The sequence below is a fragment of the Microcoleus asticus IPMA8 genome (assembly GCF_013179805.1).
GTDB classification, from domain to species: domain Bacteria; phylum Cyanobacteriota; class Cyanobacteriia; order Cyanobacteriales; family Microcoleaceae; genus Microcoleus; species Microcoleus asticus.
Window position 1 is genome coordinate 1 of the sequence record NZ_SRRZ01000168.1, and the last position, 13,434, is coordinate 13,434.

Below are 13,434 nucleotides of genomic sequence, written 5' to 3' on the forward strand. Positions count from 1 at the left end.
TTCGGTTGAATCTGTATTTCTGTAAAGAATTTCTGCTACCCCTTTTAAGTGTGCTTTTAGGCGTTGTTGCTCTGAGGGTGTCATTTTTTTTTACCTCATCTTTTTTCACAGTTTTACTAGCTTTTTCATTTGAGCCCTTTTTCATATATTTGCAAAAGTGAGATGCACCCCTTATTGTGGGGAGATTTATGCGGGTATATCTGGGGAAAAAGCGATAGGAGAATAGAAGTAGAGATGACAAATCAGAAATAGAGACAAACCTATTATGGGGCATGAGATTATGGAAATAAAGAATTTTTAGTGCAACCATATAAGAAAGGAGATTCATCAAATACAATTAGCTTTTTGAAATTTTTAATAAAACAACGCCAGAACTCAAGGCAGACAATTATTTGGGAGTGAGTTAGTTATCATAAATTACAAGAGTTAAGAGATTATTTAGACTTAGTAAATAAAGGGAAAAGCCCCGAAGAATGGAAAATAACTTGTATCTTATTTGCTCCGAATGCCCCTGAACAAAATCCAGTAGAAAACATTTGGCTACAAGGAAAAAATCTTCTGAGAAAATTCGCATATCGCTGTAAATCTTTGGCAATCGTCAAGAGATTATTTATGTTTTTCTGAATCGTTAAATACAGCAGATTGCAAGTTTATAGATGACAGTAGCAGCATTTAGTAAACCAGTTTTTTAGATGTTGAGGATTTATTAAATCAAGCGATCCGGCAATTAATGTATCAATCATTTTTGGGGTAGTTGGAGAAAATTTACGCAGGAAAGACTTAAGTTACGACCACCATAATTCAATGGGATTAAAATCAGGAGAATACGGCGATAAGTTAATAATACTTGCGCCAACTGCTTGAATCATCGGTGCAATAGAAGCCATTTTGTGTGCGGGTAGATTATCCATTACTACTACCGCTCCTACCCAAAGTTCCGGCACTAAAAATTTGAAGGGTAAACCCTTCAAATGCCTTGCCATCCATTGAGTCATTCATCGTCATTAATGCCACCACTTTTTTAATACTAATCGCTCCAATTGTTGTGATTTTTGCACCCCGATAGCATGGTTTTAGATCGCATACTAGGAGTGCCGTGAGGTGAGCGAGCATACTTCCTACTTAAACCGAGTAAAACCCCCATCTCATCCAGAAAAACCAGGTTCTCTGGAGCTATCTTTTTCACTTTTTCCCAGTATTCTCCTCTTAATTTTTGCACTCGGTCTGTTGCCGCTTGACTACTGAGTAGCGTTTTTTTTTAGTCCCACCCTTTTTAATTCTCGGCACATGGTACTAGGACTTATCCATTGTCCGTAAATATTTCCCCAGTATTCACAATATTCTGACAACGATGCTCTCTGGATATTTTTTTACCCGCTCATGGAGCTGACTTGAATATCCATTCAACTCACTTTTCTGGCTTCCACCTTGAGGACGTGGTTGGATATCTCCTGTAAGTTGGTAGCGCTTTAATAGTCGTTCAACAATCATACTTACTGACATCAAATCTGATAGCTAGTTTTCTAATTGATGTGTTACCCTGTTTGTAAGCTTTGACCACTTTTTCTCGAAGTTCGATCGGTAATGGTTTCATTACTGCTATTAATATACTATTTTTCAGTGTACTCTATTTACCTGCAATCTGCTGTATTTGGCTTTCCGAAAAATTATATGGATGGGTAGTGTTCACAACTCATTTAGGATTGCTATATTTCGTGGATTATATTATTTTTCCCGCTCTTTGTTAAGCGGGAAAATTACAGATGCAGTCACCTACTTAGTCCAGCATCATCAAATGTTGGATCTGATTAAACAAGAGCGAAAGCGGCATCGGGAGAATGCTGCTGTCGAGCGAGAAATTTGGGAGTCAACTGCTTAAGTTGACACCAACGGGCATTGCCGTGTCCCTTGTATGTTAAGAGTAGTCTGGTGGAAGACCATGAAAAAGTCGATCTGCTTGGGTCAGGTGAAGCTGGCGTGTCCCTGAGACCTTAATGAGTCTGTTGCGTAGATTAGCTCCCTAGATCCGAACGGTGACTGGTTTTATCCTGACACTGGACAGTATCTTAGGCCACTTTTTAAGTTGAGCCTGCATTAACAAGGTTAGTTGCTTTGACCAGTCCTGATTCTGCACTTGTGCAGTCGAGATCCAATGGAGGTAAGCGTACTATGACACAAACAGTTCTCGGCATCGACATCAGCCGTGAAAACCTTTCATGTAGCCTTGATGCTGGAGAACGGCAAAACTAAACCCAAAGTCTTCTCCAACGACCCAGAGGGCTTCCAACAACTACTCACTTGGCTGAATCGACATTATGTCAGCAGTGTTCATGCTTGCATGGAAGCAACAAGCATTTATGGCGAAGCCTTGGCTGAATTTTTATACCAAGCCGATTTCACCATTAGTGTCGTTAATCCCGCTCGGATTAAAGGCTTTGCTAAAGGGGAACTACTCCGGACCAAGACTGACAAAGTAGATGCCTCTCTAATTGCCCGTTTCTGTCTCGCCATCCGTCCACCGGTCCCGGTCCCATTGCCCCCATCTGTTAAAGAGCTACAGGCGCTGTTAAGACGATTGGAGTCACTTATGGAGATACAGCAACAGGAAAAAAACCGGCTAGAAACAGCAACCGGTGCGATCGCTGCGTCAATTAAAAGCCACCTAGACTATCTCGAACAGTCGATAGAGCAGACCAAGCAGCTGATCGAAGATCACTTTGACCTGCATCCAACGTTGAAGCAGCAGCGTGACGAGCTGACTACTATCCCAGGGATTGCAGAACACAGTGCTGCTGTTGTTTTAGGAGAAATTGGCAACGTACAATCTTATCAGAATGCTCGTCAAGTTGCAGCTCATGCGGGCTTGACACCAGTTGAGCGTTCCAGTGGATCTTCTGTACATGGTAAACCCAGGCTATCGCGGATGGGGAATGCCCGTTTGCGTAATGGCTTGTATTGGCCTGCAATTGTCGCTATGCGACATAATCCCTTGCTTAAAGCCTTCAGCGAGCGATTACTCTCTCACGGTAAGGCCAAGATGCAAGTAATTGGAGCCGTGATGCGAAAGCTGTTGCATTTGGCTTTCGGGATTTTAAAATCCCAAAAGCCTTTTGACCCAAACTTTTTATCCACAACCCCTTGACAGGTCAATACAGTATCTACAGGCACTCCGATCGCGGGTTCGCGTCATAAGTGCAAGTCTTGTAGTTCTAAACTAAGGAAAAAACGATAGTGAACGACAAACAGCATCATGAAAACCCCGACTCCACTCCAGAGCAATCTAGTTCCCATCCCCTCGCCACAAGTCTTGGTGCAGCAGGCGGTGGTGTTGCCGGTGCCGCAATTGGGGGTTCAGTCGGTGGGCGCGTGGGCGCAACGTTGGGAGCAGTGGCGGGGGCGATCGCCGGTAGCATCGCCGGAAATGCCCTCGCAGAACAGACCGCAGAAGTAGCTGAGCAGATAAACGAGGCCATAGGATTGGACTTGGGAGCCGATAACCAGGAGATTGAGTTGCCTCGGCACTACTCTTGGGATGAGTTACGCGCTTTATCCAAGCCCCATAGCTAAAAACTAGGGGCTTGCGCCCTCCGATTCCCGATCAGGATTTCTGGTCTCGATCGTCATGGCTTAGCATATTCAGCAATTTTTTGGCAACTATAGCGCCCACGACTACTCCACCAACCACTTGAGCAACCTTGACAGCTTGCTTTACCCCATCACCAGAATTCATGTGTTCGTGGAATATCTCGTCTTTTAGCCAGTCTGTAGTGACTTTGAAGTTATGAATCGGAGTTGGCAATAGTTCTAGATAAGTGCCTTGGCGAATCAGATGACCGACTTCACCTGTCACTTCAAAAACGTCGTAAATGTTAGCGGCACTATTTTCTAACCCTAGTTTTAGGAGGGTTCCGCGTAGGTTAACTTGAGCTGGTTTTGGCTCATGTCCTAATGCGATCGCTTTCAGATTATGCGCGATCGCAGCTCCTTGCTGATAGGCTACTTGAGCAGTAGGAGGTAAAGGTTTAGTATCATGGGATTCAGAGGAGTTAGATATTAAATCTTGATGTAGTTCTAAATGCTCGTACTCACGACCCTCAACCGTTGAGGATTGCACATCAACCGCACAATCACCACCCGCAAAAACTTCTGGAAAATCGGGTAACTGCAAAGTGGGAGTAACATGAACGCGGCCATGTTTGTCGCGATGTTCGTCTGGAATCTGCAAATTTTTAATCAGTGGATGGGTAGCCGTTCCACTTGTCCAAATCGTGGTAGATGCTGATAATATTTCAGACTTACCATCGCGCTTATATTCAACAGAGTCTCGACGAATAGCAGTCGCTTCTGCTCCTGCGATTAACTCCACTGGTACGGCGCGTTTTTCTAATTCCTGCTCGGCGGTTTCGCGGAGATGACTATTAATATCACCCTTAAGAATTTCTTTGCCGTGATTAATTAGTACCACCCGCACTTCTTGAGGATTACCTCCCAATGCCTCATACCAATGAGGTAGCAAATCGCCTAAAGTGGCTGCCATCTCTACACCACTTGGTCCACCACCGATCGCAGCTACAGTTAGCAGCCGGCGACGTTGTTCGGGGTCTTCGATTTGAACGGCTTGCTGTAAGCAGTCGCGCAGGTGGCGATCGAGCGCGATCGCATTTTCTTCGGTGCGAAAATCAAAAGCATATTCTTTAGCACCCTCAACGCCAAAATAACCAGTGACGCTACCTAAAGCTAACACTAAGTTGCTGTAGTTGTAGCAGTCCCCCGAAGTTAATTTGACTTTCCGTTGATTGAGGTCAATCGATTGCACCGTATCTTGCACAAAAATGACACCGCTATCCTTAAGCAGTTCCTCAAAACGCGGTACTACCTGATTTGCATCCATCTCGCCACTGAAATACTCGTAAAGTAAAGGCTTAAAACAAAAGCGTTCAGAGCTATCAATTAGGATGACGCTTCGAGGATAGTGTTCATGCGCTAGATGCAAAGCTGTAAACAGACCAGCAAAACCACCACCAAGGATGACAGTCTGATAAATTGGGTTGTTCATACAATCATTTTTCTCCAGTAATTGAGAGTACAGTTGACAGTTGACAGTTGACGGTGAATCGAAAATCGGAGCTGCAACGCAAGTTCTGCTATTTATTTAATGAAAAAGAAAGCAATTAATGCCAAGCTGAGAAAGATAGCGAGCAGAATAGCGTGTTCAACTTTCGGGCTAATAATCTTGACAGCAATCACTAAACTAACCGCCAGGAGGACAACGCCAACGTGCACAATGGTTTCTCCGCGTTGGTCAATTAGCGGATCTTTTTGAACTGATTCAGTAGCAGCAAGAAAGTAAATTGCGATGATTTCTGGTAATTGTTGAGTTAGCCAATTCATAAAAAAGCTCCTTGAATTTGACCGAAAAAGGTAAGAATGTCTGGGGTTATAGCTGTAATAAAAATTTCATATTATTCCTAGTACCGTATCTGCAAACTCATCTCCTTAATATAGCGGTTTTCAATGAAATGAGGTACGTCCAATTCAATTCGGAGCGGGAAAAGGAACCATCAATGCCTAATGCCTAATGCCCAATGCCCACGAGTACCTAATTTACCTAAGAAAAGCTATATAGGAATATTTAAATACGATTTGGTGACAAATAACCATCCATTTTGAGATTGTAAATTGCTAAGTTCGCCAGAGATATATCAGTGAAAATAGGACAACCCAAATCACGTCAACGAAGTGCCAGAACAGAGTACTTGCACTGACGCCGAAGTGACCTTTATTGTAGTTGCCCCGAATGAAAGAACGAGCCAGCATCAGCAACTGCAAGATAATGCCCGCAAGCACGTGCAGCCCGTGGAAGCCTGTTAGCAGGTAAAATGTGCCACCCATCAGCCCTGTAGTCAGCCGGAAGTTAAGGTTACTCCACTCGATCGCCTGAGCAACTAAAAAGTAAATTCCCATCCCAGAAGTCAATGCCAAAAGCCAGCGAAATTGAATGGTTTTATGGCGTTTAAGGGCATTTTCTGCGGCTTGAATAACGAAGCTACTTGAAAGCAGCACTACTGTATTAAAAATGATAAATTGAGACAATTCCGGCCCCTTGACACCAAGGGGCAACCAATTGGGATGGGTCAATCGGAGCGCAATATAGGTAAAGAAAAAACTGAGAAAGATTAGGCTCTCCGACAGTAGGAATACGGTAACGCCGAACATCCCTTTACCATGATGATCGTGAGCCAGCCCACCACCAATTGGCAAGAACCTTTGCAACCAATTAGGCAGGGACTGTACTAAGCGATCGAAACGGATCGGGCTTTCATCTATATGATGTGTAGGATTTGCCATAACTCCGATAATTTTGGATGTTGGATGAAAGGATTTTGGATTAAGGAAAAGCAGTCAATTACTCTCCATTTGCCTCATCTATTCTTGAGTAGCGGCAGCCTCCGGTATCGCTTTAGAGTTATAATGATAAGGCGGCTCATTGACAACAGGAATTGCCTCAAAATTCTCCCTCGGTGGCGGTGAAGAAGTCTTCCACTCTAACCCTGTAGCGTGCCAAGGATTATCGGATACTTTTTTACCCAATAGCAAAGAACCGACCATATTGGCAATAAAGGGCAGCGTAGATATCCCCAACAAAAACCCCCCCAAGCTAGCAATAATATTCCACCCTTGGAACTGGGGATCGTAAGAGGAAACCCGGCGCACCATGCCTTGTAAACCCAGTGGGTGCATGGGGAAAAACGTAAGATTAGCGCCGATAAAAGTTAAGAAGAAATGCACTTTTCCCCAGCCTTCGCCGTACATCCGCCCGGTTATTTTTGGAAACCAAAAGTAAATCGCCGCAAAGATTGCCATTGTGATTGTATTGTGGACGACGTAGTGGAAGTGACCGACCACAAAGTAGGTGTTGTTGACATGAATATCAAACGGCACTGAACTAAGCATGATGCCAGTAATTCCACCGAAAACAAACATTAGTACACCTCCCAAGGCAAATAACATTGGAGTTAAAAGATGCAGTCTACCATTCCAAACTGTGGCAGTCCAAGCAAATACTTTGACACCAGTAGGCACGCCAACTAACATTGAGGAAACCATAAATAGTATCCGCATCCAATTGGGTGTAGCACTGGCAAACATATGGTGTACCCAAACGAAGATGCTGACTAAACCAATTCCAAAAGAAGCGATCGCTACCGATCGATAGCCAAACAAAGGATTGCGAGAAAAGGCGGGGAGAATTTCCGAAAAGATGCCGAAAGCAGGCAGCGCCATCACGTAAACTGCTGGATGGGAGTAGAACCAAAATAAGTGCTGATAGATAATTGGGTCGCCATTCTCCAGGGGTTTGAAGAAATTTGTCCCAAAAGTGAGGTCAAAAAACAATAGGACGATCGCGCCCGTCAGGGAGGGTAAACAAATTAGTTGCAGCAACTGGGCACTGAGAACTGTCCAAACGAAAATCGGCATCCGAAAAAACGTCATCCCCGGTGCCCGCATCCAAACAATTGTAGTAATAAAATTGACTCCTCCCATAATCGATGAAATGCCCAGCAGCATTACACTCAGTATCCAAATAGATTCGCCATTGATGGGATAACCAGTTGGGTTTTGGAGGCTGATTGGTGGGTAAGACCACCAGCCAGCTTGAGCGGGCCCACCTTGTACTAAAAAGCTCGATAGTAGCAGGATACCTGCGGGGGGAATTATCCAAAAGGCGATCGCATTTAGAACGGGAAACGCCATGTCTTTTGCCCCAATCATCAACGGTACTAAGTAGTTGGCAAGACCAGCATTGAATGGGATAATCCATAAGAAGATCATTACCGTACCGTGCAAGGTGAATAAGCCATTATATAAAGAGCGATCGACCAAATCTGATTCTGGAGTAAGCAGTTCGCCACGAATAATCATCGCCAACAGCCCACCAATCAAAAAGAAAATAAAAGTCGTCACCATGTACTGAACACCGATAACTTTATGGTCGGTGCTAAAGCTGAAATACTCCCGCCAGTTGGTGTCAGGTTTGCTGTTGCGATCTTCGGAGTCGTCAGTAATTGGGATAGAATTATTTGTCATATATTTTTTATTTATGGGTAGCAGCTTGAGAAAGCCATTGACTATAAGTTTCACTTGAATCAACGTATACATTCGCCACCATCAAAGCAAAGTCGGTGCCGCTGAATTGGGAATCGCGCAGGTGATATTTGCCGATTTGGGTTGGTGTTAACACCAGGTCAATGTTGCGGTTGGGGATCATATCTTGCTTTAACCGGAATTCCGGGACATAAAAGCCGTGAATTACATCTTGGGAATGTAAACTTAAACGGGTACGTTCATTTACTCTCAGGTGTAATTCGTTACTAATGGCATTATTTGGATAGCGGAAAGACCAAACCCATTGTTTAGCTATAACCTCAATATTTTCAGTAATAGATTGAGTGGGGATGTTGACTGTTGCAGCGGTAGCAGATTCTTCCAATAGGTGCAGATGTACGATCGGTTGTAGCCCCTCAATATCTAGTTGTTGATAAATGCTGAAACTTTGAGCTGCAAGCCATAAAACTAGGAGGGTTGGGGCGGCAGTCCAAAGGATTTCCAGCCTCACATCGCTTCTGGCAGGATGACCGTGACTCCAGTCTCCCTTGGGCGCGCGACCGATGAGAATTGAGTATCCAATTGTGCCTGCGATCGCCAAAAAGATGAACGTTCCTACGGAGGTTAAAAAGCTAAATATCTGATCGACTCGTTTCGCTTCTGCCGTTGCCTGAATTGGCATCCAAGAGTAGGCTTGGTCTCCAATCCAGCGGGCTATTACCATAATTACCGCGATAAAAACCATCAATAACAGCGTGTCGAAAATTCTCCTCATTGCATCCCCTGTAAATCAATTCTCCTAGTATCTTTGTTGCCATCATTTGAGTAGTTTGCAGAGTGCGTCAGACGCAGTTATTGATTGATATAATCAGGGCTTGATTGTCTGACGCACCCTACTAGATGGGCCAGTTGCGTAAGTCCTAATTCTAGTATCTTTGTTGGCATCATTTAAGCAACAAATTTGGATTTTCACCTTGTCGGAGTAAGCCCGCTGCCGTATTATGTATCCCGAACTCGTCTCCCATCTGCGCTCCTAATGTTCCGTGAACAAATAACAGTCCCAACATGGCAATACCCACCAACAAATAGCTCCATTGCACTTGGATCGTGGCATCTTTGCGCCAGCGGTAGCGTTGCAATCCCCTCCACACGGTCATGGCAACGATCGCTGCTAATAGTAAAATCCCACCGATACCATGCAACAGCATCGTTGTACCAGCCCCCAACCCCCAAGCACTATTCATATTTGTGGGTGGGTTTGCCAGCATTATCTCAAAAAAGCCCGCTGCGACGGTAAAAAATGTGATCACAGCACTTGCTAAAAGATTGTACCAACCAACATCAAAAAAGCTGGAACGAATAGCAGTCAGAGCCAAAAATTTGAGGATTGGTTTTTCAAAGCGAAACAGCGTTCCTGCAATATCAAAAATTATGGCAATAATGAATAAACCCAAAGTGAAATGCACTAGCTGCGGATGAATTGGCACCTCGTAGGGTAATCCGTTCGCACCTAGTTTGAACCACAACCGATCGATAAGTTGCGAGTTCATTGTAATACTCCATTTTTTGTTGCTTCAACTACGGGTTCTACGTGCAGCCCGTATACCCAAACTAACTGACTCCCTAAATATTGTTGAAAGAATACTAAACAAATTAAAAATGATGCCACACCTAGATAAGGAACAGGTATTTTCAGCGGATTGCGGGCGCGAATCGCGAATCGCCATGCGGTAATCGCGACAATAATTGCCGAAAGCGACCAGCCAGTAACTGTGTGCAAATTCAGTATCGGCTTGACGGCTTCGTAAGGTTGGGCTAAACCAGCTTCAAACTGACCAAAAATGACGGCGAGGAAAATACTGACTGAAGCAACAAACATATTCCAGAAACTTACCTCTAACAAACGATGATTGCGGGTAAAATAGCCTACCACGTCGCAGAAGAAGGAAAAGAATATCATCGCGATCGCGAAATGGACGACGATCGGATGGAGCGGATCTGGGTAGGGTAGATTCGCATTATTGAGAGGTAGAGGCATCGCTTTCTCCTGTTTTAGTAGACTTGTTCCCGGAGGCAAGCTGACAGGTATTTCTCTAAATATAGATTGAGACTAATTCTACAAAAACATATCTATCTAAAGATTGATCTAAGCCTGAAAAATAACCATAGCTTCTCAAGCTATGAGGCTTTCAACCCTCTAAAGTTTTAAGGCGATCGCTTGTCAGATTATTGACACATTAATCACACACTAATGACATAAACTTAGCTCATATCACAAAAAGCATTGTTTGAAAATTAAAATAATATATAAGTTTCTAGATATAATCATGGATTCTACTCTCTCCTCAGAAATAGAGGCTGATTACCCCATTAGATAGACGTAGTTATTTCTACAAATCCCTAAAGTTAGCGCAGAAACCAAGAAATAAATCTTTAAGTAGTTACATTAAGTAGGGTGTGTCAGAGCGATAAAATTAGTGACAATTTCCAAAATTTGGGGTCTGACGCACCCTACAAGTTGATTTAAGTGTGACAGCTTGTAGGGTAGGCGATCGCCGACAACCAGATTAGCTTTCTTGTTACAAATTTATGGCGGATCTCGCCCACCTTACGTTTAATTATGTCCATCTAATTAACTGGTTCTTAATCGTACTTATTAGGTACAACTTTACTTCACGAAGAAAGAAAACTAGGAAAAAACATGAGCTATTCCCCTAATCTTCTTAAAGGTCAAAAAGCACTCGTAACTGGTGCAAGTTCTGGTATTGGTGAAGCGATCGCCCGTGCTTTGGCTGCATCGGGTGCTTCTGTTGCAGTCAACTACCATTCTGAACAGGAAGCAGCCGAGAAGATTGTCAGCGATATTAAATCACTCGGTGGGGAAGCGATCGCGATCGGTGCAAATGTTGCCAAGGAAGAAGAAGTTTTGTCTATGTTTGACCAAATGTACCAGCACTTTGGCACGATCGACATCCTCGTAAACAACGCCGGATTGCAAAAAGACTCAGCCTTTGTAGACATGACTCTCGACCACTGGAATTTAGTTATTGGTGTGAACCTAACCGGACAGTTTCTCTGCGCCCGTGAAGCAGCAAAAGAGTTTCTCAAACGGGGCGTGAAGCCAGATATCTCCAGTGCCGCCGGCAAAATCATTTGTATGAGTTCGGTACACGAAGTAATTCCTTGGGCGGGTCACGTCAACTACGCTACCAGTAAGGGCGGCATCCACATGATGATGGAAAGTATTGCCCAGGAACTCGCACCCCACAGGATTCGGGTCAATAGCATTGCACCCGGTGCTATTAAAACCCCAATTAATAAGGCAGCCTGGGATACGCCAGAAGCTGAGGCAAAATTACTAAAACTCATTCCCGCAAAACGGGTCGGAGATGTAACAGACATCGCTAAAGCTGCTGTTTGGCTTGCCTCGGATGACTCAGATTATGTGAATGGTGAAACTCTATTTGTAGACGGCGGCATGACTCTGTATCCAGGGTTCGCGACGGGGGGCTAGATGAACGCAGAACAGCAACAGCGCAATTTTTGACTTTTTATTACTATTAGCTAAATTGACGAGAGCGAGGAAGGCTTATGAATTCTGAACCAGTATCAACGGCGTGGGGGAAAATCCAGGCGATGACCAACAGCCTGATTGTCCTACTGCCAAATTTGGTGCTTGCCTTAATCGTCTTTGCCATCTTCTGGTTTGCCGCTGTGGCGTTCAAGTCGCTAGTCAAACGCCTCACTCGCAGGCATCAGCAGGCACGGAATCTGGGACTGGTACTGGGACGTTTGTCACAAGGCATTGTCATTTTAGTCGGTTTATTTGTTGCCTTATCTATTGTCATCCCGTCCTTCAAGGCAGGGGATTTAGTTCAACTGTTGGGCATTAGCGGTGTAGCAATTGGCTTTGCGTTTCGTGATATTCTCCAAAACTTTCTAGCGGGTATCTTAATTCTCTTAACTGAGCCATTCCAAATTGATGACCAAATTGTTTTCAAGAATTTTGAGGGGACAGTTGAAGAAATTCAAACTCGTGCCACAACGATTAGGACATACGATGGTCGTCGCGTTGTGATCCCGAATTCCGAGTTATTTACAAATTCGGTGACAGTTAATACCACTTGGGAAAACCGCCGAGTAGAGTATGACGTTGGCATCGGTTATGGGGATGACATTGAGCGGGCGAAGCAACTGATTATGGAAGCGATCGCCAATTTAGAGGGCGTTCTCAAGGAGCCTGCCCCAGATGCGTTAGTGATGGAGTTGGCTGAAAGTACCGTGAACATTCGCGTGCGCTGGTGGATCAATCCACCGCGACGTGCCGAGGCTCTCGATACGCGGGATAAAATTCTCACTGCCATCAAGAACAAGCTGACTGCCAACGGCATTGACCTACCTTTCCCGACGCAGCAAATCTTGTTCCACGACCAAACCGAGGAGACAGATGGCGATCGCTCGCGTCAGCGTGAAGGATGGCCTGCTGGGAACAAGGACGTGCCGAACTCATGCAGCATAAGCGGTTCCTTGAGAAAGCTGGTTGAGATGCGGGCGCAAAGAGATGGGAACGGGAAGGAATGAGTCAGTCTCAGATTGGCATCGCGAGGCTGATAGGAATTCACAGGAGGTGATATGCGGCAACTACTCGTCCAAGTTCCACGCGGATGTGGGAAAAATGTCCTTGACATCGCCAAAGCTTGTCACGGCACAAATCTCGTCCACTTTGAAGCGACTGGGAGGGAAAAACCACTAGACGTGGTAATCGTGTACGTTCCCAACCAGAAAGTTGAGGAACTGCTGGGAGAGTTGGAATCGCTTCCGGAACTCCACGTTACGCTAATTCCGCGCGGGGTGATTGCTCTAGAGCCACCAGCATCTGAGGCACCTCAGCAGGTCAAGAACGTAGAGCCTCGCAGCCCCATCGAGATATTCCTTGCTGGTTTACAAAGTGTCGGTTCGTGGAAAGGCTTTCTAGGATATGCCGTGGCTGGGGGTATAGTGGTTTGGATCGGCTTGTTTACGAATACCAGCTATCTTCTAGTCGCAGCTATGCTGATCGCACCGTTTGCTGGACCGGCAATGAACACAGCGATCGCAACAGCGCGGGGTGACGGACACTTGCTCCAACGTACTCTCTTACGATACTTCGCAGCCCTTGCCGTGACAATCCTAGTGGCATGGGCGCTGAGCCTGATCCTACAGCAGGAAGTTGTAACCTCCTCCATGAGCGCTACGAGTAATACCAATTTCATAAAATAGTGCTACAGTTAGTAGAAGTGCATTTTGCAATTGACTAGCCAAATAGAGGTCAAAAAAATGTCAGGAGTT

Annotated in this window: 13 protein-coding genes; 5 read left to right on the plus strand and 8 right to left on the minus strand. The window is 44.8% G+C overall.

What is annotated here, in order from left to right; genetic code table 11:
* Window positions 1-785 precede the first annotated feature (785 nt).
* On the minus strand, window positions 786-995 hold the full coding sequence (locus E5S67_RS28770) for a transposase (protein WP_172192435.1): 210 nt from the start codon (window positions 993-995) through the stop codon (window positions 786-788).
* 1,208 nt (window positions 996-2,203) lie between these two features.
* Here E5S67_RS28770 and E5S67_RS34615 point away from each other — a divergent pair.
* Both E5S67_RS34615 and E5S67_RS28780 read left to right on the plus strand, forming a co-directional pair.
* On the plus strand, window positions 2,204-3,142 hold the full coding sequence (locus E5S67_RS34615) for an IS110 family RNA-guided transposase (RefSeq protein ID WP_216670780.1): 939 nt from the start codon (window positions 2,204-2,206) through the stop codon (window positions 3,140-3,142).
* 89 nt (window positions 3,143-3,231) lie between these two features.
* The gene (locus E5S67_RS28780) at window positions 3,232-3,567 is read left to right on the plus strand and encodes a glycine zipper domain-containing protein (RefSeq protein WP_172192437.1); all 336 of its coding nucleotides are present in this window, start codon (window positions 3,232-3,234) and stop codon (window positions 3,565-3,567) included.
* Window positions 3,568-3,598: 31 nt separating this feature from the next.
* Here E5S67_RS28780 and E5S67_RS28785 read toward each other — a convergent pair whose 3' ends face one another.
* From E5S67_RS28785 to E5S67_RS28815, 7 genes are all read right to left on the minus strand, one after another.
* Window positions 3,599-5,056, minus strand: a complete 1,458-nt coding sequence (locus tag E5S67_RS28785) for an NAD(P)/FAD-dependent oxidoreductase (protein WP_172192439.1) — start codon at window positions 5,054-5,056, stop codon at window positions 3,599-3,601.
* 92 nt (window positions 5,057-5,148) lie between these two features.
* Entirely contained in the window at window positions 5,149-5,391 is a 243-nt protein-coding gene (locus tag E5S67_RS28790; protein WP_172192441.1) for a hypothetical protein, read from the minus strand.
* A 291-nt stretch (window positions 5,392-5,682) separates the two neighbouring features.
* Window positions 5,683-6,348 carry a cytochrome c oxidase subunit 3 gene (locus E5S67_RS28795; RefSeq protein ID WP_172192443.1) on the minus strand — a complete coding sequence of 222 codons (666 nt, stop codon included), beginning with the start codon at window positions 6,346-6,348 and terminating at the stop codon, window positions 5,683-5,685.
* 78 nt (window positions 6,349-6,426) lie between these two features.
* Entirely contained in the window at window positions 6,427-8,088 is a 1,662-nt protein-coding gene (gene ctaD, locus E5S67_RS28800; RefSeq protein WP_172192445.1) for a cytochrome c oxidase subunit I, read from the minus strand.
* A 7-nt stretch (window positions 8,089-8,095) separates the two neighbouring features.
* Entirely contained in the window at window positions 8,096-8,881 is a 786-nt protein-coding gene (locus E5S67_RS28805; RefSeq protein WP_172192447.1) for a cytochrome c oxidase subunit II, read from the minus strand.
* A gap of 169 nt (window positions 8,882-9,050) precedes the next feature.
* Window positions 9,051-9,656, minus strand: a complete 606-nt coding sequence (locus tag E5S67_RS28810; protein ID WP_172192449.1) for a DUF2231 domain-containing protein — start codon at window positions 9,654-9,656, stop codon at window positions 9,051-9,053.
* On the minus strand, window positions 9,653-10,144 hold the full coding sequence (locus tag E5S67_RS28815; protein WP_172192451.1) for a DUF2231 domain-containing protein: 492 nt from the start codon (window positions 10,142-10,144) through the stop codon (window positions 9,653-9,655). The genes E5S67_RS28810 and E5S67_RS28815 overlap by 4 nt, the downstream gene beginning before the upstream one ends.
* Window positions 10,145-10,807: 663 nt before the next feature.
* Here E5S67_RS28815 and E5S67_RS28820 point away from each other — a divergent pair.
* From E5S67_RS28820 to E5S67_RS28830, 3 genes are all read left to right on the plus strand, one after another.
* Window positions 10,808-11,620, plus strand: coding sequence for an SDR family oxidoreductase (locus E5S67_RS28820; protein WP_172192453.1), 813 nt, complete (start codon window positions 10,808-10,810; stop codon window positions 11,618-11,620).
* A 77-nt stretch (window positions 11,621-11,697) separates the two neighbouring features.
* Window positions 11,698-12,687, plus strand: coding sequence for a mechanosensitive ion channel family protein (locus E5S67_RS28825; RefSeq protein ID WP_172192455.1), 990 nt, complete (start codon window positions 11,698-11,700; stop codon window positions 12,685-12,687).
* A gap of 51 nt (window positions 12,688-12,738) precedes the next feature.
* Window positions 12,739-13,365 (plus strand): DUF389 domain-containing protein, encoded by a 627-nt coding sequence (locus tag E5S67_RS28830; protein WP_339382767.1) that lies wholly within the window; start codon window positions 12,739-12,741, stop codon window positions 13,363-13,365.
* The last annotated feature ends 69 nt before the right edge of the window (window positions 13,366-13,434 follow it).

Coding starts and splice junctions, on each gene's coding strand:
- E5S67_RS28790 (WP_172192441.1), bottom strand. CDS start 5,391: ATGAATTGGCTAACTCAACAATTACCAGAAATCATCGCAATTTACTTT.
- E5S67_RS28830 (WP_339382767.1), top strand. CDS start 12,739: ATGCGGCAACTACTCGTCCAAGTTCCACGCGGATGTGGGAAAAATGTC.
- E5S67_RS28825 (WP_172192455.1), top strand. CDS start 11,698: ATGAATTCTGAACCAGTATCAACGGCGTGGGGGAAAATCCAGGCGATG.
- ctaD (WP_172192445.1), bottom strand. CDS start 8,088: ATGACAAATAATTCTATCCCAATTACTGACGACTCCGAAGATCGCAAC.
- E5S67_RS28810 (WP_172192449.1), bottom strand. CDS start 9,656: ATGAACTCGCAACTTATCGATCGGTTGTGGTTCAAACTAGGTGCGAAC.
- E5S67_RS28785 (WP_172192439.1), bottom strand. CDS start 5,056: ATGAACAACCCAATTTATCAGACTGTCATCCTTGGTGGTGGTTTTGCT.
- E5S67_RS28795 (WP_172192443.1), bottom strand. CDS start 6,348: ATGGCAAATCCTACACATCATATAGATGAAAGCCCGATCCGTTTCGAT.
- E5S67_RS28815 (WP_172192451.1), bottom strand. CDS start 10,144: ATGCCTCTACCTCTCAATAATGCGAATCTACCCTACCCAGATCCGCTC.
- E5S67_RS28820 (WP_172192453.1), top strand. CDS start 10,808: ATGAGCTATTCCCCTAATCTTCTTAAAGGTCAAAAAGCACTCGTAACT.
- E5S67_RS28805 (WP_172192447.1), bottom strand. CDS start 8,881: ATGAGGAGAATTTTCGACACGCTGTTATTGATGGTTTTTATCGCGGTA.
- E5S67_RS28770 (WP_172192435.1), bottom strand. CDS start 995: ATGACTCAATGGATGGCAAGGCATTTGAAGGGTTTACCCTTCAAATTT.